The organism is Paraburkholderia bryophila (genome assembly GCF_013409255.1).
In the GTDB taxonomy this organism is placed as follows: Bacteria; Pseudomonadota; Gammaproteobacteria; order Burkholderiales; family Burkholderiaceae; genus Paraburkholderia.
Window position 1 is genome coordinate 1,229,430 of the sequence record NZ_JACCAS010000001.1, and the last position, 18,020, is coordinate 1,247,449.

Here is an 18,020-nt window from a genome sequence, read left to right on the forward strand (position 1 = left end):
GCTCACGCACCGTGAGCGAGCGCGGCGTTGAAGGTGTCGGTCCACAGCGGTGCGACATCGACATGACGGTCGATCACCCCGGCGCGCGCGAACGTGTCCGCCACCTGCTGCTCGCTGGCGATATCCGCCGCCGTCGTGCCGGCAATGCGGCGCAGCTGGCTCTGGTTGCGATACAGCGACACGATCGCTTCTTCCGGCACCCGCAGTTCGGCGGACAGCACTTTGGCGTACGCGTCCTGATGCTGGCCGAACCACGTGCAGGCGCGTTGCAGCCGTACCAGCAAGTCCGCCGACGCGGCGCGCCGCAGTGGCTCGGTGAGTGTCGCGGGATGCCCGTAATACAGGTAATTGCCGGACAGGTAGCCGTTCGCGTTCTTCAGCACGCGCGCGCCCGAGCGCGAGATCGCGAGCGGCACGTTGTAGCCGTAGATCGCCCAGGCGTCGAGCGAGCCGGCGTTGAAGGCGGCGAAACCGTCGCGCGGCGCAAGCGAGGTTGCCTGAATGTCGTTGAACGACAGCCCGGCTTCTTCGAGCATCCGCAGCAGGTAGTAGTGGGTGGTGGTCGCGCGCAGATAGCCGACGCGCTTGCCCTTCAGATCGGCAATCGAACGGATCGTCGAGCCCTTCGGCACCAGCACGACCTGGTTGTTCACGTCGTCCTTGTAGACGGCGATCACGCGGACCTGGGCGTTCTGCAGACGCGCGAAGATCGGTGGGATTTCGCTGCCCGAGGCGATGTCGAGCGCGCCGCCGTTCATCGCTTCGACCATGGCGTTGCCCGACTGGAATTCGGCCCAGTCGATCGTGTAGGGCGTATCGGCGAGGCCGGCGGTTTTCAGCAAGGTGGCGTCGCCGCCTTTGTAGGTCGCGACACGCAGGCGCACTTTGCTCAGATCGAGGTGCTGCGCGGTGGGGTCGGCGGTGCTTTGATTTGTCGCGGGCGTCGCGCCCGAGGCGGCGGCCGACATCAGGCCGCCGCTTGCGCCAAGCCAGGTAACGGCGGGCAGCGCGGCCACCAGCCGGCGACGCCGGGGCGAAACCGGCGTATCGAAACGCTGAGTCATTTTGGGGTGTTCCGTGGGGGGTGCTTTTGGCGTTTGGCGTTTGGCGTTCAGGTCAGCACGTCGGGCTCAGCTTCCACCAGCCCGGCCAGCAGGCTCTCGAAAGCGAACAGCGCGCCGCCAGGACGGCCCACCTGTTCGTGCGTGAGCGTGGCAATGTCGTGCGGGATGGCTTGCGGCGTACCGGCGGCTTCGGCCAGCAGTTGCGCATGGCACGCGTTGTCCAGTCCGATATACCACCACGCCGCCGCTTCCACGCTCGGGCCCGCGGTCAGGATGCCGTGATTCTTCAGAATCACCGCCTTGCGCTCGCCGAGCGCCGCCGCGATGCGCGCGCCTTCGTCGGTATCGAGCACGACGCCGCGGAAATCGTCGAACAGCGCGTGATCCTGGTAGAACGCGCATGAGTCCTGGGTAAGCGGATCGAGCGTGCGGCCGAGCGTCGACCACGCTTTGCCATAGAGCGAATGCGTGTGGGCCGCCGCGATCACGTCGGGACGCGCTTCGTGAATCGCCGCGTGGATCGCGAACGCGGCCTGATTCAGCGGACCTTCGCCGACCACGATCTCACCGTCGGCATTCACCAGCAGCAGATCGGAAACGCGGATGCGGCTGAAATGCTTGCCGAACGGATTGACCCAGAAGTGATCGGGCCACTCCGGGTCGCGCGCGGTGATATGGCCGGCGAGACCCTGATCGAAGCCGTAGCGCGCAAACAGACGAAACGCGACGGCGAGGCGTTCTTGCCGATGGCGGCGTTCCGCCGCGATGCTGTCGCGCGGCGGAATGTCGTCGAACCAGAATTTGCGCAGCGGCGCGTGGCGTTCGAGCGTGCCGCCGGTGGTGATACCGGCGGCGGTAGAGAGAGAAAGGTCAGTCATCGCGTTTCCGTTCAGGCCGCCACGCGTTCAACACGCGCAATGCGCTCACGGGTCGCGGGAATCAGCTCACGGCCGTAAGCGATCGCGTCTTCGAGCGGATCGAAACCGCGCACGAGGAACGTCGTGACACCCAGCGCGTAGTACTCGGCAAGCGTGTCCGCGACCTGCTCCGGCGTGCCGACGAGCGCGGTCGAATTCGAGCGACCGCCGATTTCCTTCGCGACACCGGTCCACAAACGCTCGTCGACGCGGTCCGACTCCCCCGACGCCGCAAGCAGACGCCGCGCGCCTTCGCTCTGCGCCGGGCCGCCGACCCCAAGCCCCTGCGCCGCGCGCAGCCGCCGGGTTTCATCGAGGATGTGCTCAGCGCGCTCCCATGCCGCGCTTTCCGTGGCCGCGAGAATTGGCCGGAACGACACCGAGAAGCGCACCGTGCGGCCATGCTTCGCCGCTTCGGCGCGCACGCGCGTCACCTGTTCCCGCACCTGCGCCTTCGATTCGCCCCACAGCGCGTAGACATCCGCGTGACGGCCGGCGATTTCGAGCGCCGGCGCCGACGCGCCGCCGAAATACACCGGAATATGCGGCTGCTGCAGCGGCCTCACTTCGGAGAAGCCCTGTTCGAAGCGGTAGTACTTGCCGTGATGATCGAAAGGTTTCGCTTCGGTCCACACGCGACGCAGGATCTGCAGATATTCGTCGGTGCGCGCATAGCGTTCGTCGTGCGACAGAAAATCGCCGTCACGGCGCTGCTCGGTATCGTCGCCGCCGGAAATGATGTGCACCGCGAGGCGGCCGCGCGAATAGTGGTCGAGCGTCGCGAGTTGACGCGCGGCCAGCGTCGGCGCGACGAAACCCGGCCGGTGCGCGAGCATGAAGTGCACGTTGCGGGTCACGCTCGCCGCGTGCGAGATGGTCAGCAGCGCGTCGGGACTCGTCGACTGATGCGGCACGAGGATCCGGTCGAAACCCGCGTCTTCATGAGCGCGGGCAAATTGCTCGACGTACGCGACGTCGATCACGGGACCTTCCGCTGCGTGCGTTTCAGACACCTTGCGGGTCTGGATCATGCCGATGAATTCGATGGACACGTGGAGGGCTCCCGGAATGGTGTCTGCCCGGCTGGGCGGTGGCGCGAAGCGCCGGATGCATAGGTGGGGTCAAAGAGTTCAGGGGGTTTAAGGTAGCAGCGCGACATGCGCTTGTTAAATATTGATCGGCCATATCTATATCGGGTTTGCATGTAACGGGTGGTGAGGTTCGAGTCCCCTCCCCGGTCGTTGAGCGCAAACACCCCTCCACTAACGTGGGCATCCGCGCACCGTCAGCAGAAAACCGGAACCTTTGCGAGAATGCCCCATCGCGCGAAAGCGCCGGAAACCGCAAACCAACAGACAATGATCCCCTTCTCGGTCCTCGACCTCTCGCCGGTCATCGCAGGCGCCACGCCCGCGGATGCCTTCAGAAACACGCTCGACCTCGCGCAGCACGCGGAAAAATGGAACTACCGCCGCTTCTGGCTCGCGGAACATCACAACATGACCGGGATCGCCAGCGCGGCGACGTCGGTGGTGATCGGCTATGTCGCCGGCGGCACGAAGACGATCCGCGTCGGTTCCGGCGGCGTGATGCTGCCGAACCATGCGCCGCTCGTGATCGCCGAACAGTTCGGCACGCTGGCGTCGCTCTATCCTGACCGTATCGACCTCGGTCTCGGCCGCGCACCGGGCACCGATCAGAGCACCGCCCGCGCATTGCGCCGCGATATGCAGAACAGCGCCGATTCGTTCCCCGACGACGTGGTCGAGTTGCAGCGCTATTTTGCCGACGCGGTGCCCGGGCAGCGCATTCAGGCAGTGCCAGGCGCAGGGCTGCACGTGCCGCTGTGGCTGCTCGGCTCGTCGCTGTTCAGCGCGCAGTTGGCTGCGTCGCTCGGTTTGCCGTTCGCGTTCGCGTCGCATTTCGCGCCCGACTACATGCTCACCGCGCTGCAGATGTATCGCGCGCAATTCCGGCCGTCGGCCACGCTCGACAAACCGCATGCGATGGTCGGCGTGAATCTGTTCGCCGCCGATAGCAACGACGAAGCGCAGCGTCTGTTCACGTCGCTGCAGCAGCAGTTCATCAACTTGCGACGCGGCACGCCTGGGCAGTTGCAGCCGCCGGTCGACCGGCTCCAGGCGTCGGAGATGGAGCTGAATAACGTCGCGCACTCGCTCGCGTGTACGGTGATTGGCGATCGCGACGCGGTGCGCGAAGGGTTGAAGTCGGTAATCGCTCAGACCGGCGCGGACGAGTTGATGCTCACCGCACAGATTTACGATCACGCGGCGCGGTTGCGCTCGTTCGAGATCGGCGCGCAAATACGCGACGAGTTGGCAGCCGGCGAGTGATCGCGGCGGCGTGAGATGAAAAAAGGGAGGCCAGGTGGCCTCCCTTTTTTCATTGCGTTCGCGTTGCCGCTCGTGCTCATGTAGCTTGCGCGCGAAGTTCGCTGGCCTGCAATGACTGAATCCGTGCCAGTTGTTTCTCGAGTTGCTCAACAAACACCTTGAGTCCTTGCGTGCCCGCATGACTCATCGACGTCATCATGCACACGCCCACTGAAAGCGCCGGTTCGAGTTGCCGGACGGCAAACGTGTCCGCTGCCGACTGCGCCGTGTATTCGTCGATGATCGTAAAGCCGATGCCGCTCTCGACGAGCGCGCGCGCCAGATAGTAGGTCTTGACCTGGATCATCGGCACCCGACCGGCTTCGTCGAAACCGGCCAGCGTCGCGTTGACGATCGAGCCGAGGGGATCCATGGAGTCCAGGCTGATCCACTTCGACAAGTCGAGCTCGCGCAAGTGGACCGGCGCCTTCGCGGGCCAGTCGCTACCGGCGCCAAACAGGACGGCCCGCGCCCGGCCGAGTTCTTCGATAGCGATGCCGGCCATTGCCGCCGGTTCGAACGCGATACCGATGTCGATTTCCTGCGCCAACAGCAGCGCCGACAAGGTCTGCTGGTTTTCGGTGCGAATGTTGATCGATACCTCCGGGCAGAGTCGCGTGAAAGCAGCGACGGCGCGCGGCACGAGACTCAAGCCGAGACTCGGAATACAACCGATGCGAAGCATGCCGCCGGGATGCGAGGCCAGATTACGTGCGAGATGCCTGACACGATCCAGGCTCGCGTGCAGCGTCTTGGTCTCCTGAAACAGCAGCATCGCTTCAGGCGTCGGTTTCAGCCCGCTGGGCAGCCGTTTGAAAAGCGCCACGCCGAGACTGTGCTCGGCCTGCGCGAGCATCTTGCTCGCCGCCGGTTGCGAAATGTTCAGGAGGCTGGCCGCGCCTGACAGCGAGCCGGCCTGCATGACAGCGTGAAAGACTTCGATGTGGCGCAAACGCATGGTCGTGGACGAAACAGAGAGAGGCTTCGGCATGTCAGGCTTCGCGCGGCATCCGGAAGTCGCCGTCGCAAAGCCGCTTTGTTCTGCAACGGCTGCCCGAGCCAGTTTAGCTCAAGCGTCACGCACCACGTCACCGCGATTCGTGCCGGACGGATGTCACGGATGTGACGGATGCCGCACGTTGCCGGTCTCGCTCACGACGGCTGCACGCTCTCGCCCATGCGCGGTTCAAGCGGCTTCCACGTGGCCGCGACCAGCACACCGGCGACCGCGGAGCCGATCAGCAGCCAGAACGCAGAGATATACGCGCCGCCGGACGCATTGATCAGCGCGCCCATGGCGATCGGTGCGAGCGTGGCGCCCATCTGTCCGCCGAAATTCATCAAGCCGGTCGCGCTGCCGATCAGATGTTCCGGGAAGTAACGCAGCGGCATCGCGAAGACCGAGGCATAGACGAAGTTGAACGCAAGCAGACAGACGGTGAGATAAACCATCAACAGCGTCATGCTGGTGGTGTTGATCATCAACGCGATGGATAGCGCACTTACGAGCGCGCCGCCGATCATGAACGCACGCTCGTTTCCTTTGGCGCGCCGGTCGAGCAGATAACCCACCGCGTTGGTGCCGATGAACGCAAGCAGGTTCGGAATGGCCACGGCCATGCCGGTATGCGCGAGATCGATGTGGTACGTATGCATCAGGTACGACGGCATCCACGACGTCACCCCCACATAGAGCACGCTGGCAAAGAACCAGATCGCCGCGATCTTCCACGCCGCGGGCATGCGAAGCAACGGCCCCCACAGCGTGCGATGACGATTGGCGTTGCGCTCCCGCTGCCCTTGCATGCCGCCGCGCAACGAGGTCCAAAGAATTGCCGCGACGACGAGCCCCATCACCGCCAGCATCGTGAACGAACTCCGCCAGCCGAAGCGCGCCACGGTCAGGCCAATGAGCCCGGAGCCCACCGCGTTGCCCAGGAAGGTCGTCGAAATCAGCAGCGATTTGGCGCGCGCCCGTTCTTTGCGTGGAAACACTTCGGCGATCGTCACCGAACTCGCCGGCGAGAACGCGCCTTCTCCAATGCCGAACAGCAGACGGATCGCGACCAGCGAAGCAAACGACCAGACCACGCCGGTAGCGCCCGTAAAGAACGACCAGGAGGCCACGCAAGCCACCACGACGAGCCGCGAACCGATCTTGTCGGACAGCCAGCCGCCGATCAGTTGCGTGACCGCATAGCTGAAGTAAAAGGCGCTCAGCACGATGCCGGCTTGCCGCGCATCGAGGTTGAACTCGGCCCGGATCGGAATGATGGCGGTGCTGATCAGGATGCGATCCGCGTAACCTGCCGCCCACGCAATGAAGAGGCTCATCAGAGCGGCCGTCTTCTGCTTCCTTGAAAACGTCATGTCCATATCGCGTCCCGCCTCGCGTTTGTTGTTCGATTCACCGGCCTTCGACCCCACTGTCTCAATCGATCACGGCGACAAAAACATCGGGCTTCATTGATCGGGTTAGGACGAGGCGGATTGTTTCCCGCCCATATTGCCCCGTCTAATGCATTTTTTTTGCCGGGCATAACCTGCCGTTAACCCTTCGATGACGCCAACTTTCTTGAGCTCACGAGTTCTCGAACTCGGGCTGACGCGTGTTAACTCCAGGTTATACCGGGAATCGTTTTCTCAATTGCGACCGGAAGGCGGCTTTCCCATACTGACGAGGTGCCGTGCGCAACACGTGTCCGCCGTCCCCGGCGCCCTCTCTGCAATTAATTTTCTGGCCAACCTGTCATGCATGTCTGTGTTCTCGGTGGTGGTGTCGTCGGTGTGACCACCGCCTACTATCTGGCGCGTGAAGGGTGGCGCGTCACCGTCATCGAACAGCATCCGCAACTCGGTCTGGAAACGAGCTTCGCGAACGGCGGCCAGCTCAGCTATAGCTACGTCGCACCGCTTGCCGGGCCGTCGGTGCCGGGCAACCTGCCGCAATGGCTGCTGAGCCGGACCGCGCCGTTACGTTTCCAGCCAGGTCTGAGTCTCGCGCAATGGGGCTGGTGCGCGGCGTTTCTGTTCAATTGCACGACGGCACGCAGCCGACGCACGACCATCGAACTGCTGCAGCTCGGCGCGTACAGCCGCGACGTCATGCACGACCTGATGCAGGTGGAACAACTGGACTTCGCCTTCCGCCCGAGCGGCAAGCTGGTGGTCTACCGGAATCGCCATGACTTCGACGGCGCGCGTCGGCAGACGGAGTTTCAGGCGCGCTTCGGCGCGCAACACACCGCGCTCGATGCGGCGTCGTGCATCGATACCGAGCCCGCGCTGGATTCGCTGCGGCACAAGCTCGCCGGCGGCATTTACACGGCGTCCGAGGAAACCGGCGACTGCTACCTGTTCACCCGCGAACTGGCCCGCGTGGCCGCCGAGAAATACGGCGTGGAGTTCGTCTGCGGGACCTCCGTGCGCGGCCTGCGGCGCGAAGGCAACGAGATTGTCGCGGCGCACACCTCGCAAGGCGAGATTGCCGCCGACGCGTACGTGGTCGCGCTGGGTAACGACAGCGCCGCGCTCGTCAGGCCGCTTGGCATCCGCCTGCCCATCTATCCGCTCAAGGGCTACAGCCTGACGATGCCGGTCGGCGAGCATCATGTCGCGCCGCAGGTCAGCGTCACCGATCTTCATCACAAGGTGGTGTACGCGAGACTCGGCCAGCATTTGCGCGTCGCCGGCATGGTCGATATGACGCCGGCGGGTTCGCGTGAAGATGAGGCGCGCATTCGTCTGCTGACTTCGCAGGCACAGGCCACCATGCCGAACGGCGGCGATTTCTCGTCAGTGCGCGCATGGACGGGCTTCCGTCCGGCGACGCCCGACAGCAAGCCCCTACTCGGCGCCACGCCGCTCGCCAACCTCTGGCTCAACACCGGCCAGGGTTCGCTCGGCTTCACGCTGGCCGGCGCCAGCGCCGCGCTGGTCACCGACGCGATCCGCGGCCGTGCGGGCAAGCTCGATCTGCGTCCGTATCAGCTCGCGAACCGCAGCGCCGTGCGCGAGCTGGCGGCGGTAGCGCACTCGTCACCGTCATAATGGCCGAAGCTTCGCGCCTGTCCGCACCATCGTTAAGCCCATCGAGACACAAGGATGACCGAAAAAATGCTGGATCTGATCATTGAAAACGGCACGGTAATCGACGGTACGGGTGCGCCACGCAAGGCGTGCGATGTCGGTGTGGAAGGCGGACGCATTACCCTGCTCGGCGACCTGCGCGGGGTGCCCGCGGCGCAGCGTTTCGATGCCCGCGATCGCATCGTCGCGCCTGGCTTCATCGACGTGCATACGCACGACGATCAACTGTTGCTGGAGCCGGTCGACGGTCCGCATCCCAAGCTGTCGCAAGGCGTGACGACGGTCATCACCGGGAACTGCGGCATCAGTCTCGCGCCGCTCGTAATGCGCGATCCGCCCGCGCCGCTCAGTCTGCTCGGCGACGACGACGTCTGGCGTTTCTCACGCTTCGCCGACTACCTCGATGCGCTCGACGACGCACGGCCCGCGCTCAACGCGGCTTGCCTCGTCGGCCACACGACGCTGCGCGCACGGCACATGGCCAGCCTCGACCGGAGCGCGACGCGCGACGAGATCGCCCGCATGTCGCGCGACCTGGCCGAGGCGCTGGAGGCGGGCGCGATCGGCATGTTGACCGGACTCTACTATCCGCCCGCTCGCGCGGCCAGCGCACAGGAAGTGATCGACATCGGCCGGCCGCTGAGCGCCGCGCGCGGCGTGCTGACCATGCATCTGCGCGACGAAAGCGATGCTATCGACGACGCGCTGCGCGAAGCGCTGCAGATCGGCCGCGCCCTCGCTATCGATACGGTCGTGTCGCATCACAAGATCATCGGCCGCAATAATCATGGCCATTCCACCGAGACGCTCGCGATGCTCGACGCGGCGTCCGCGCACCAGTCCGTCTGCTTCGACTGCTACCCGTACAACGCGTCGTCGACGATGCTGTTGCCGGCACGCGTCAAACAGTCAGACGAAGTGCTGGTCACCTGGTCGAAAGCGGACCCCACGGCCGCGGGCCACTCGCTGTTCGCGCTCGCGAAGGCCCGCAACGTCGATCCGGAAGCGCTCGCGGCCTCGTTGACGCCGGCCGGCGCCATCTACTTCGCGATGAGCGAGGACGACGTGTCGCGCATCCTCGCGCACCCCATGAGCATGATCGGATCGGATGGCCTCGCGCACGACGCACAGCCGCATCCGCGCCTGTGGGGCACCTTCCCGCGCGTGCTCGGCCACTACACGCGTGAGCGCCGCCTGTTCACGCTCGAAACCGCGATCCACAAGATGACGGCGCTGAGCGCGCGACGCTTTGGTCTGGAAGGCCGCGGGACGATCGCGCTGGGCTACTGTGCCGACCTCGTCGTCTTCGACGAACAGCGTATCGCCGACCATGCGACCTTCGAGCACCCGACGCGGGTGAGCAGCGGCATCGACGCGGTGATCGTGAACGGCGAGTTTGCGTGCCGGGATGGGATGCCGGTGAATGTTCACGCGGGTCGGGTGATACGACGCGTTGGTCGCTAGATTAGCGATCTGCAACAGCAACTGGACGTGGTGACGGATAATAGCGGCATCATCATTCGAGCACCATTTCAGGATTCCCCTATGGAAATTAAAGTCAACTTCCTCGACAAGCTACGTCTTGAGGCCAAGTTCGATGACTTCACCGTCGTGGCCGACCAGCCTATCCGCTATAAAGGCGACGGCTCGGCACCAGGTCCGTTCGATTATTTTCTGGCTTCATCGGCTTTATGCGCAGCTTACTTCGTGAAGCTGTACTGCGTGAATCGCAATATTCCGACGGAAAATATCCGCCTTTCGCAGAATAATATTGTCGATCCGGAAAACCGTTATCGACAGATTTTCAAGATTCAGGTTGAATTGCCGCCGGACATGTCGGAAGCAGACCGCCGGGGCATTTTGCGCTTTATCGACCGTTGTACGGTGAAGAAAGTGGTGCAAGCCGGACCCGAGTTTGTCATTGAAGAGGTGGAAAACCTGGATGCCGATGCTCAGGCCTTGCTGACGCTGAACCCGGCTTCGGACGTCAGCACCTATATCGTGGGCAAGGATCTGCCGCTGGAGCAAACCATCGCCAATATGTCCGGCCTTCTGGCGGGCTTGGGCATGAAGATTGAAATTGCTTCGTGGCGCAATATCGTTCCGAATGTGTGGTCGCTGCATGTCCGCGATGCGCATTCGCCAATGTGCTTTACCAATGGCAAGGGATCGACCAAAGAAAGCGCGTTGGCGTCGGCGTTGGGCGAGTTTATCGAACGCCTGAACTGCAATCATTTCTATGGTGCTGCATTCTGGGGCGAAGATATCGCCAATGCGGCGTTTGTCCATTACCCGAACGAACGCTGGTTCAAGCCCGGCCGCAAGGATGCGCTACCGGCTGAGATTCTGGATGAGTATTGTCGGGAAATTTATAATCCCGATGGCGAATTGCGTGGCTCGCATCTGTACGACACCAACTCCGGCAATGTGGAGCGCGGTATCTGTTCGCTGCCGTTTGTACGGCAGTCGGACGGCGAAGTGGTGTACTTTCCGTCCAACCTGATCGAGAACCTGTACGTCAGCAATGGCATGAGTGCCGGTAATACGCTGGCCGAAGCACAGGTGCAATGTCTGTCCGAGATTTTCGAACGGGCGGTCAAGCGAGAAATTCTGGAAGGTGAAATCGCGCTGCCGGATGTACCGCAGGAAGTGCTGGCGAAATACCCTGGCATTCTGGCCGGGATCAAGGGGTTGGAAGAGCAAGGTTTCCCCGTGCTGGTGAAGGATGCGTCGCTAGGCGGCGTCTACCCGCTGATGTGCGTCACGTTGATGAACCCGCGCACAGGCGGTGTTTTTGCGTCGTTCGGCGCTCATCCGAGCTTCGAAGTGGCGCTGGAACGGAGTCTGACGGAGTTGCTACAGGGACGCAGTTTTGAAGGTCTGAACGATTTACCTCAGCCCACTTTTGTCAGTAACGCCGTGACTGAACCGAATAACTTTGTTGAGCACTTCATCGATTCGAGTGGTGTCGTGTCGTGGCGCTTTTTCAGCGCCAAAGCGAATTACGAGTTTGTCGAGTGGGATTTCTCTGGCCAGGGTGAAAACTCCAATGTCGAGGAAGCGGCGACCTTGTTCGGCATTCTCGAAGAGATGGGCAAAGAAGTATATTCGGCGGTGTATGACCAGTTGGGCGCCGTCGCCTGCCGGATTTTAGTTCCGGGTTATTCCGAAGTTTATCCGGTAGACGATTTGATCTGGGATAACACGAACAAGTCGCTGTTGTTCCGCGCCGATATCTTGAACCTGCATCGTCTGGACGACGCCGCCCTGGCCGCCATGCTTGAGCGGCTGGAGAATAGTGAACTGGATGAGTACTCCGATATCGCCACGTTGATCGGCATCGAATTTGACGAGAATACGGACTGGGGGCAGCTAACCGTTATCGAGTTGAAGCTGCTTATCAATCTCGCCTTGCAGCAATTCGAGGCGGCGCAAGAACTGGTGGGCGCTTTCCTGCAGTACAACGACAACACGGTCGAGCGCGGATTGTTTTACCAGGCCTTGAATGTGGTGCTGGAGGTGATGCTTGACGACGAACTTGAGCTGGATGACTACGAGGTTAATTTCCGTCGGATGTTTGGTGATGTTCGGATGGATGCGGTAATGGGGTCGGTGGACGGCAGCGTGCGGTTCTATGGTTTGACGCCGACTAGTATGAAACTGGAGGGGCTCGACAGGCACCATCGGTTGATCGACAGTTATAAGAAATTGCATACGGCGCGGGCTAATGCGGCGGGTGCGGGGAAGTAGGGTTGCGAGGCAGGACTGAACTTGAGCGGCCGTCTGTGGCGGCGTGCATCAATATTGATGCCGCCGAGATGGGCGCCGCCCACCTTGTCACGACCAGAGCGGACAGGTTCGCGGTCGCCAACACCACCGGCTGCGTTTGACAGTCAACACGTCTGGCTCGAAGGCAACCGCTCGAGTTGCAGAAAAATTGCGTTTCCACGAGCATTTCGCGACCGATTCAGGCTCATCAAGAGCATCGACCTATTTCCGGAGAAAGGCGGCGAGCGACTCGAAACGTTGCCGTGTTTCTTCCTCGAAGATCGCAGTCACCGCGTCCACGCAAAGCCAATGGAACCATCGCGGACGTAAGCCCAGTCTAAAAGTGTAAATGAGATCCGATGTGCCGTCGTCGCGATCGCGATGGCGGATCGACGCACTCCACTCATTGAAAATGCCTGCAGGTTGGTCGATTGTGGCTGCGGCGAGTTGTGGTGGATCGTAGGCAATAAAACGCGTACGCAAACAGAATACCCCCTTCCATCCACGTCCGACGTTGATCGAAACGGCCCCAACGTACGGATAACGATAGCCACCTTCCACCGTTTGTCCCAGCGCAGGCGCGTGTCGTGATTGTGGAATGCCTCAAATACCTCTGCCGACGTTGCATGCATGTGAAAAATCAACCGGCTTACCATGAGGCAATCTCGGGTAACGGATCGCTGGTCATTGGTGAACAGGAACGCCAGAGATAACGGTCTCATTCCAATGATCGAGAATCGTGGCGCCCTGAGCACGCGCCATCGTTTCCGCCTTTCTGCGGGTCGCCAGCATGTCCGGCAAAGCACCACGGTAGCGGGCACGCAAGGCGTCGGGCGTGACGTCGCCATCCTTACCGAACGCGTCGAGCCACGTTTCGTCGGTCCTGATCGTTGCGTTCAGCTGATCGCCAACCACCAGTGGCGCGTCTGCCGCACGGAAGTCTTTCGTATATTGAAGATCGATAAACATAGTGTCGACGTGCCAACTCCAGACGACCGTGCCTCCTGCCCTAAGACGTTTCCATTGCTCCAGCGTCAACGGGTAGGTCGGGTCCGCATAGTCGATGCCTGGCGGCGGTGAATATTTCTGCCCGCTCACGGGGGCGTCGAAAACATACGTGTCCAGTCCGCCGAGCCGTGGCGAATCCGCTGCGATGAAGCGCTTCCAGCCGGCCCGGTTGATACGCGCGATGACATCCATGACGTAGCGATAGATCGCGTCGTCGTAAGCACTCAGCGCCACCTGATCCTTGATGTCGTGCGGTGGTGCAGGAACCTTGAAGGTCACCTCGATATTGCGCACGCGCGCGCCTTCCTCGGAGTCCGACATGAATTCGATGTCGGTTGCCTGGGGAAAGAGCACGCCATACCGGCTATCCTTGAGTTCAAAGACTGGCTCGACGCCGGTCGCGATACGGCTCGCGTCGTACATCAACGCCGTGGACACCGTTGATTTCCTGATCGGCACCGCGGCCTTGCGCATGATCTCATCGCTGTTTTCGCCCAATCCGAAGGAGAGGTTTGCCTGCATCACATGTTTTCCTTGCTGAACGTTCGTTGCTTCGCCTTTTGCAGACCACGCGTGGGTCGAACCCAACGCAATTGCGGCGCATGCGGCTATCGTCGCGATCCATCGCTCAAGCATCCTGCCACCCGCCGATTGTTCCAATCTGCTCGATCATGTACGGCCGATATCGCGGCGACGTCATCAGGTAATGGTATTTGTTCAGGATCTTCGTGACGTAGCCCATCCGGTCGGGCGTGTCATAAAGTTTGCCAGTGTCCATTGTCACCTTGATGTCATCCGTTTGCAGACCGTGCGGCTTCAATTCCGATTCCTCGATGCCCGGCGTGACATCCGCCGATGCGTTGAAAAACACCGTGGGGTCCTTCGCGCCCGACAACGAACGCAACACGGGCAACCGACCGAAATCGTTCATATCGATGGCATCGCGGAATTCCTTGTGGTCATACACCATCTTCTGCAAATGAAGCGTCTGCTCGTGTAGCAGAAATTGCCACGCTGCGGAGCGGGCAAGTGGCGGCCGGCCTCTGGCGCTCGATGCTTCATACTGCTCCAGCAGGCCAAAGCCATTGTTCAGATACGGGGTAAGCTTGCATTGGTTCATTTCTGCGAGCGCCGACCCGTCCTTGATGTCAGCCGCGCCGAAAACGACGATCTTCTTGCGCAGCGCTTCGATCAATCCGTTGTTCGGGCCGCTCGCCCAAGGCAGACTCTGAATAATTTTCTTGACCACCGGATCGTATGTGCCGACGTCGCGCTTGTCCTTGCAGTGTTCGAACAGTTCCTTGCCGTGGTCCCGATAGAAGAGGTGCCACGTGGTCACTTCGAGAAAGACCCAGAGATTGCCCTTCGCAAGATAGTAGAACGTCACGCGCGCCGAATCGCGCGCCATACCGAGCGCCGCCTGAGGTTTCTGCACCGACATGAACTGCATCGCAAGATCCATCCCGGCCACGACCTCTTTCGCGGCAAACGCGGCGAGGCCGGGCCAGTAGAAACGTCCTGCCTTGTCCGTTTAATACGATTCAGAGTGTCCGTGTAGACCTCTTCGTTTGCAGGACCAACGACTATCGCCGACTGCAGAAACATATCCGGTTTGCGATGTTCGAACGGGCTGCGATACGCAATAGTTTTGCGTTGCGTCTCAATCTCAACCAGGAAGAAGCCTTCGCTGCCATCGGCGTGCCGAACCTTCAGGCCGGCTTCCGAGGCGTAGTTCGTCCTGATCGTCGCCAACTGGCTGTTCAGGCTATGAGGGAAATCTGCAGCCTGACTGGACACCGGCAGATTGTTTTCAACGAACCAGGCGGCCTCGATAATGGCGAACTGCCGTTTTTGGACGTTATCCGCAGCATGCTCAGGATGATTGTCCAGCTCGAACCACCGACCCGCGTCCGCCCCCCGCGCGCCACCTGCGCCGAAGAAACGCTTGGCCCGCGATTCCCACTCCTCCATACGAATTTTCGACAGGTGCTCGCCTCGGTTCTGACCGGCATAGGTGTAAGCGCCCGTGTATTCATATACCTCGGCTTGCTGGGGAAGGTCGCCTTGCGTGGGAAGCGTCGGGATGTTTGTCCCCTTCGGATTTCCTCGCGGAGCGGGTGCCTTGTAATCGAAGGTGCGAGTTGTGAGAGTCGTGCTTTGCAATGTTCGCGTACCCGCCCACTGCAGCAACGCATCGGTTTCGCTGTTCGTGCCGGCGCGGTAGAACTCTACTGTCTGAGGTGAAAGCGGCTGAAACGCGTCGAGACTGTCCGTGACGACGAGCGTATGTGACTTCCCGTCGCTCGCCTGCTCGAAATAGCCGAACAGGCCCTCGCTCTCCATCAGCCTGTGCACGCAATTCCAGTCGTCATCGTATTGCACGCAGAACGACAGCGAGGGCAACGGCTTGCTCAGGGCGAATCGAAACGCACCCTGAGCCTGTAGGTGCATGTTGAACACGTCCGTCAGAATCTGATCGACCGGTTTGTCCTGCCAGATCCGTGCGTCCTTACGAAACCGCAAGAAGTGCATCCAGGACGCAAATGCGATCTGATAGCTTGTGAGTCCACCATCCGATCCCAGGCGGCGGGCGGTATGCACATATCCATGGTGAGGCAGATAGGAACTGTCGGCTTGCTGGATCCACAGTGTCACTGGCTGGGTGATCAGCGTCTTGAGTTCGATAGTGCCGGATGTAGAAACAACGTCGACGGCGAATTCGTAGTGACGGCCGATTCGTGAATGGCCGACAACCCGTTGGGGTAACAAGGTAGTGCCGCCAAGGGATGTATCCAGCTTAAGCAGGCGATCACTCTGGACGAGTCCGCCGGTCATTGCCCCGATTATGTCCTGCGCGCCCATACCACCTCTTCTCGATAATTGATCGACCTATCGACTATTTCGCAATTCTACAAATATTCAGATTAATCAGCCAGATAATCGATATCGGCAACGGTAAAGCGGTATTTTTCCGCAATCGGATTATGCATTTTGAATATCGACACAACCTCTCGGTGATTTTTCAAATAAATGTCGAAAATCTCAAATTAAGCACGATGCCAGGCCTGAACGCCTACCGATTCCCCGGCACCGCCGCCATCCCATCCACCAGCGCCCGATGAAACGCCTGCGGATCCTGCATCTGCGGCGCGTGCCCCAACTCCGCGAACTCGACCAGCGTCGCATGGGGAATCGCCTTCGCCGCCGCCCTCCCCAGCTCCGGATAATGACCAAGCTTCTCACGCACGTCAGGCGGCGCAGCATCCTTACCGATCGCGGTCGTGTCCTTCTGCCCAATCAGCAACAGCGTCGGCATACTCAACTGCCCCAACTCATACACCACCGGCTGCGTATAAATCATGTCGTACAGCAAGGCCGAATTCCACGCGACGATCTGCTTGCCCGGCCCTCGGTACATACCCGCCAGCATCTGCACCCACGGCTCGTAATCGGCGCGCCAATGGCCCGCGTAATAGGTGGACTGCTCGTAGCGACGAATACCGTCGGCGGTCGTTTTCAGCTCGCGCTCATACCACTCATCCACCGACAGCGACGGCACGCCCTTCGCCTTCCAGTCCTCCAGACCGATCGGGTTCACCAGCACCAGTTGCTGCGTCTCGCGCGGATACATCAGCGCATAGCGGATCGCCAGCATGCCGCCGGTCGAATGACCGATCACGGTCGCGTCGCTGACACCAAGCGATGTCAGCAGCGCATGCGTATTGCGCGCGAGTTGCTGAAAGCTGTACTGGTAACGCTCGGGTTTGCTCGATTTGCAGAAGCCGATCTGGTCCGGCGCGATCACGCGATAGCCGGCGTCGCTCAAACGCCGGATCGTCGCGTCCCACGTCGCCGCGCAGAAGTTCTTGCCGTGCAGCAACACCGCCGTGCGGCCGTTCGGATTAGCCGGCTTGATATCCATGTACGCCATATGCAACGCCACGCCTTGCGACGTGAAGTCGAATTGCTCGACCGGCGCGGGATAGTTGAAGCCCTGGAGTTCGGGACCGTAGGCGGGACCGGCGTTGTCAGCGGCGATGGAGGCGGGCGCCGCCGCGGCAGCGCCTGGGGCATCAGCGGCGCTGGCGGTCGCGGCAGGCGAAGCGCTCGAACCCGTCGAAGCAGCCAACACGGCAGGCGCAACCGTCAACGCACAAACGCCCAACATCGCGAGCAGGGAACGGCGGCGAAAACTCATCGGGATATTTTTCAAACTGAAAGTAACGGGAAGCATCGCGGTCGAAGCGTCAGGCAAGCCACCCACCGAACCGCGGCCGGAAGCGCACGATTCTACGACGCACCACCCGAACTCTGCAGCCGCGCGCGCAGGCTGCTGGCGGCAGCAAACAAGGCAACGGCAAGGCAACAGCGAGGCAACAAGAGGAGCCTCAAACGAGGCCCCCACCAGGGCGGCAAGCAACGCAACCAGTGCCGCACACCACCATGGCACGCATATTGCGCCACCCCACCTCACGCCCTGTGTGTCGTGCCGCACGGAGCCGCCTCGTGCAAGGGTTGATCGTGCGCAACAGGGGTAGGTGGCGACCCTCCGCACAATTCACACTACGTGCTCGCGGCCAATCGGTGCTAGAACTAGCAGACGGGTCCGCGAAGACGGCGCCGCCAGGCAGCACGAATCATCAGCGGAGAGAACCAGCGACCAATCATCCGGGACATACTAACCAGCAACCATCTTGCAAACGACCGGAGCGAGCGTGACGACCCGAGTAAGCGCCAGAGCGCCAACCCGGGCCACCGCGCCAGACCCGGTCGATAAAGGA

12 protein-coding genes and 1 pseudogene are annotated in these 18,020 nt (G+C 61.5%); 4 read left to right on the forward strand and 9 right to left on the reverse strand.

Translation table 11 applies throughout. The features are described from left to right. Positions 1 to 2 precede the first annotated feature (2 nt). The 3 genes from GGD40_RS05500 to GGD40_RS05510 all read right to left on the reverse strand — a co-directional run bounded on the left by GGD40_RS05500 (position 3) and on the right by GGD40_RS05510 (position 3,033). Positions 3 to 968: an ABC transporter substrate-binding protein gene (locus GGD40_RS05500; protein ID WP_179744880.1), complete on the reverse strand. Its 966-nt coding sequence runs from the start codon at positions 966 to 968 to the stop codon at positions 3 to 5. 143 nt (positions 969 to 1,111) lie between these two features. Further along, positions 1,112 to 1,942, reverse strand: a complete 831-nt coding sequence (locus GGD40_RS05505; RefSeq protein ID WP_257030347.1) for a class II aldolase/adducin family protein — start codon at positions 1,940 to 1,942, stop codon at positions 1,112 to 1,114. 11 nt (positions 1,943 to 1,953) lie between these two features. After that, positions 1,954 to 3,033: an LLM class flavin-dependent oxidoreductase gene (locus tag GGD40_RS05510; protein WP_179743036.1), complete on the reverse strand. Its 1,080-nt coding sequence runs from the start codon at positions 3,031 to 3,033 to the stop codon at positions 1,954 to 1,956. Between the two features lie 306 nt (positions 3,034 to 3,339). Here GGD40_RS05510 and GGD40_RS05515 point away from each other — a divergent pair, with 306 nt between their 5' ends. Next, on the forward strand, positions 3,340 to 4,335 hold the full coding sequence (locus GGD40_RS05515) for an LLM class flavin-dependent oxidoreductase (RefSeq protein WP_179743037.1): 996 nt from the start codon (positions 3,340 to 3,342) through the stop codon (positions 4,333 to 4,335). A gap of 76 nt (positions 4,336 to 4,411) precedes the next feature. On the opposite strand, the gene GGD40_RS05520 is transcribed toward GGD40_RS05515, so the two are convergent. Then, a complete protein-coding gene (locus GGD40_RS05520; RefSeq protein ID WP_179743038.1) occupies positions 4,412 to 5,365 on the reverse strand; it encodes a LysR family transcriptional regulator in 954 nt (317 codons plus the stop codon). A gap of 161 nt (positions 5,366 to 5,526) precedes the next feature. Further along, entirely contained in the window at positions 5,527 to 6,708 is a 1,182-nt protein-coding gene (locus GGD40_RS05525; RefSeq protein WP_257030348.1) for an MFS transporter, read from the reverse strand. Between the two features lie 417 nt (positions 6,709 to 7,125). Here GGD40_RS05525 and GGD40_RS05530 point away from each other — a divergent pair, with 417 nt between their 5' ends. The 3 genes from GGD40_RS05530 to GGD40_RS05540 all read left to right on the forward strand — a co-directional run bounded on the left by GGD40_RS05530 (position 7,126) and on the right by GGD40_RS05540 (position 12,213). Continuing rightward, positions 7,126 to 8,424 (forward strand): D-amino acid dehydrogenase, encoded by a 1,299-nt coding sequence (locus GGD40_RS05530; protein ID WP_179743039.1) that lies wholly within the window; start codon positions 7,126 to 7,128, stop codon positions 8,422 to 8,424. A 54-nt stretch (positions 8,425 to 8,478) separates the two neighbouring features. Next, positions 8,479 to 9,927: an N-acyl-D-amino-acid deacylase family protein gene (locus GGD40_RS05535; protein WP_257030349.1), complete on the forward strand. Its 1,449-nt coding sequence runs from the start codon at positions 8,479 to 8,481 to the stop codon at positions 9,925 to 9,927. An 81-nt stretch (positions 9,928 to 10,008) separates the two neighbouring features. After that, positions 10,009 to 12,213: an OsmC domain/YcaO domain-containing protein gene (locus GGD40_RS05540; protein WP_179743040.1), complete on the forward strand. Its 2,205-nt coding sequence runs from the start codon at positions 10,009 to 10,011 to the stop codon at positions 12,211 to 12,213. Positions 12,214 to 12,915: 702 nt separating this feature from the next. Here GGD40_RS05540 and GGD40_RS05545 read toward each other — a convergent pair. The 4 genes and pseudogenes from GGD40_RS05545 to GGD40_RS05560 form a co-directional block, all read right to left on the reverse strand. Continuing rightward, a complete protein-coding gene (locus tag GGD40_RS05545) occupies positions 12,916 to 13,875 on the reverse strand; it encodes a hypothetical protein (protein ID WP_218900820.1) in 960 nt (319 codons plus the stop codon). Continuing rightward, positions 13,868 to 14,701: a DUF2515 family protein gene (locus GGD40_RS05550; RefSeq protein ID WP_373565258.1), complete on the reverse strand. Its 834-nt coding sequence runs from the start codon at positions 14,699 to 14,701 to the stop codon at positions 13,868 to 13,870. Before GGD40_RS05550 ends, GGD40_RS05545 begins: the two co-directional genes overlap by 8 nt. A 68-nt stretch (positions 14,702 to 14,769) precedes the next feature. Beyond that, a pseudogene (locus tag GGD40_RS05555) lies at positions 14,770 to 16,101 on the reverse strand (type VI secretion system Vgr family protein); the annotation flags it as partial. A 211-nt stretch (positions 16,102 to 16,312) separates the two neighbouring features. Then, the gene (locus GGD40_RS05560) at positions 16,313 to 17,437 is read right to left on the reverse strand and encodes an alpha/beta fold hydrolase (RefSeq protein ID WP_179743043.1); all 1,125 of its coding nucleotides are present in this window, start codon (positions 17,435 to 17,437) and stop codon (positions 16,313 to 16,315) included. Positions 17,438 to 18,020: the final 583 nt, after the last annotated feature.

Coding starts and splice junctions, on each gene's coding strand:
- GGD40_RS05500 (WP_179744880.1), bottom strand. CDS start 968: ATGTCGGCCGCCGCCTCGGGCGCGACGCCCGCGACAAATCAAAGCACC.
- GGD40_RS05505 (WP_257030347.1), bottom strand. CDS start 1,942: ATGACTGACCTTTCTCTCTCTACCGCCGCCGGTATCACCACCGGCGGC.
- GGD40_RS05515 (WP_179743037.1), top strand. CDS start 3,340: ATGATCCCCTTCTCGGTCCTCGACCTCTCGCCGGTCATCGCAGGCGCC.
- GGD40_RS05520 (WP_179743038.1), bottom strand. CDS start 5,365: ATGCCGAAGCCTCTCTCTGTTTCGTCCACGACCATGCGTTTGCGCCAC.
- GGD40_RS05525 (WP_257030348.1), bottom strand. CDS start 6,708: ATGAGCCTCTTCATTGCGTGGGCGGCAGGTTACGCGGATCGCATCCTG.
- GGD40_RS05530 (WP_179743039.1), top strand. CDS start 7,126: ATGCATGTCTGTGTTCTCGGTGGTGGTGTCGTCGGTGTGACCACCGCC.
- GGD40_RS05535 (WP_257030349.1), top strand. CDS start 8,479: ATGACCGAAAAAATGCTGGATCTGATCATTGAAAACGGCACGGTAATC.
- GGD40_RS05540 (WP_179743040.1), top strand. CDS start 10,009: ATGGAAATTAAAGTCAACTTCCTCGACAAGCTACGTCTTGAGGCCAAG.
- GGD40_RS05545 (WP_218900820.1), bottom strand. CDS start 13,875: ATGCTTGAGCGATGGATCGCGACGATAGCCGCATGCGCCGCAATTGCG.
- GGD40_RS05550 (WP_373565258.1), bottom strand. CDS start 14,701: ATGGATCTTGCGATGCAGTTCATGTCGGTGCAGAAACCTCAGGCGGCG.
- GGD40_RS05560 (WP_179743043.1), bottom strand. CDS start 17,437: ATGAGTTTTCGCCGCCGTTCCCTGCTCGCGATGTTGGGCGTTTGTGCG.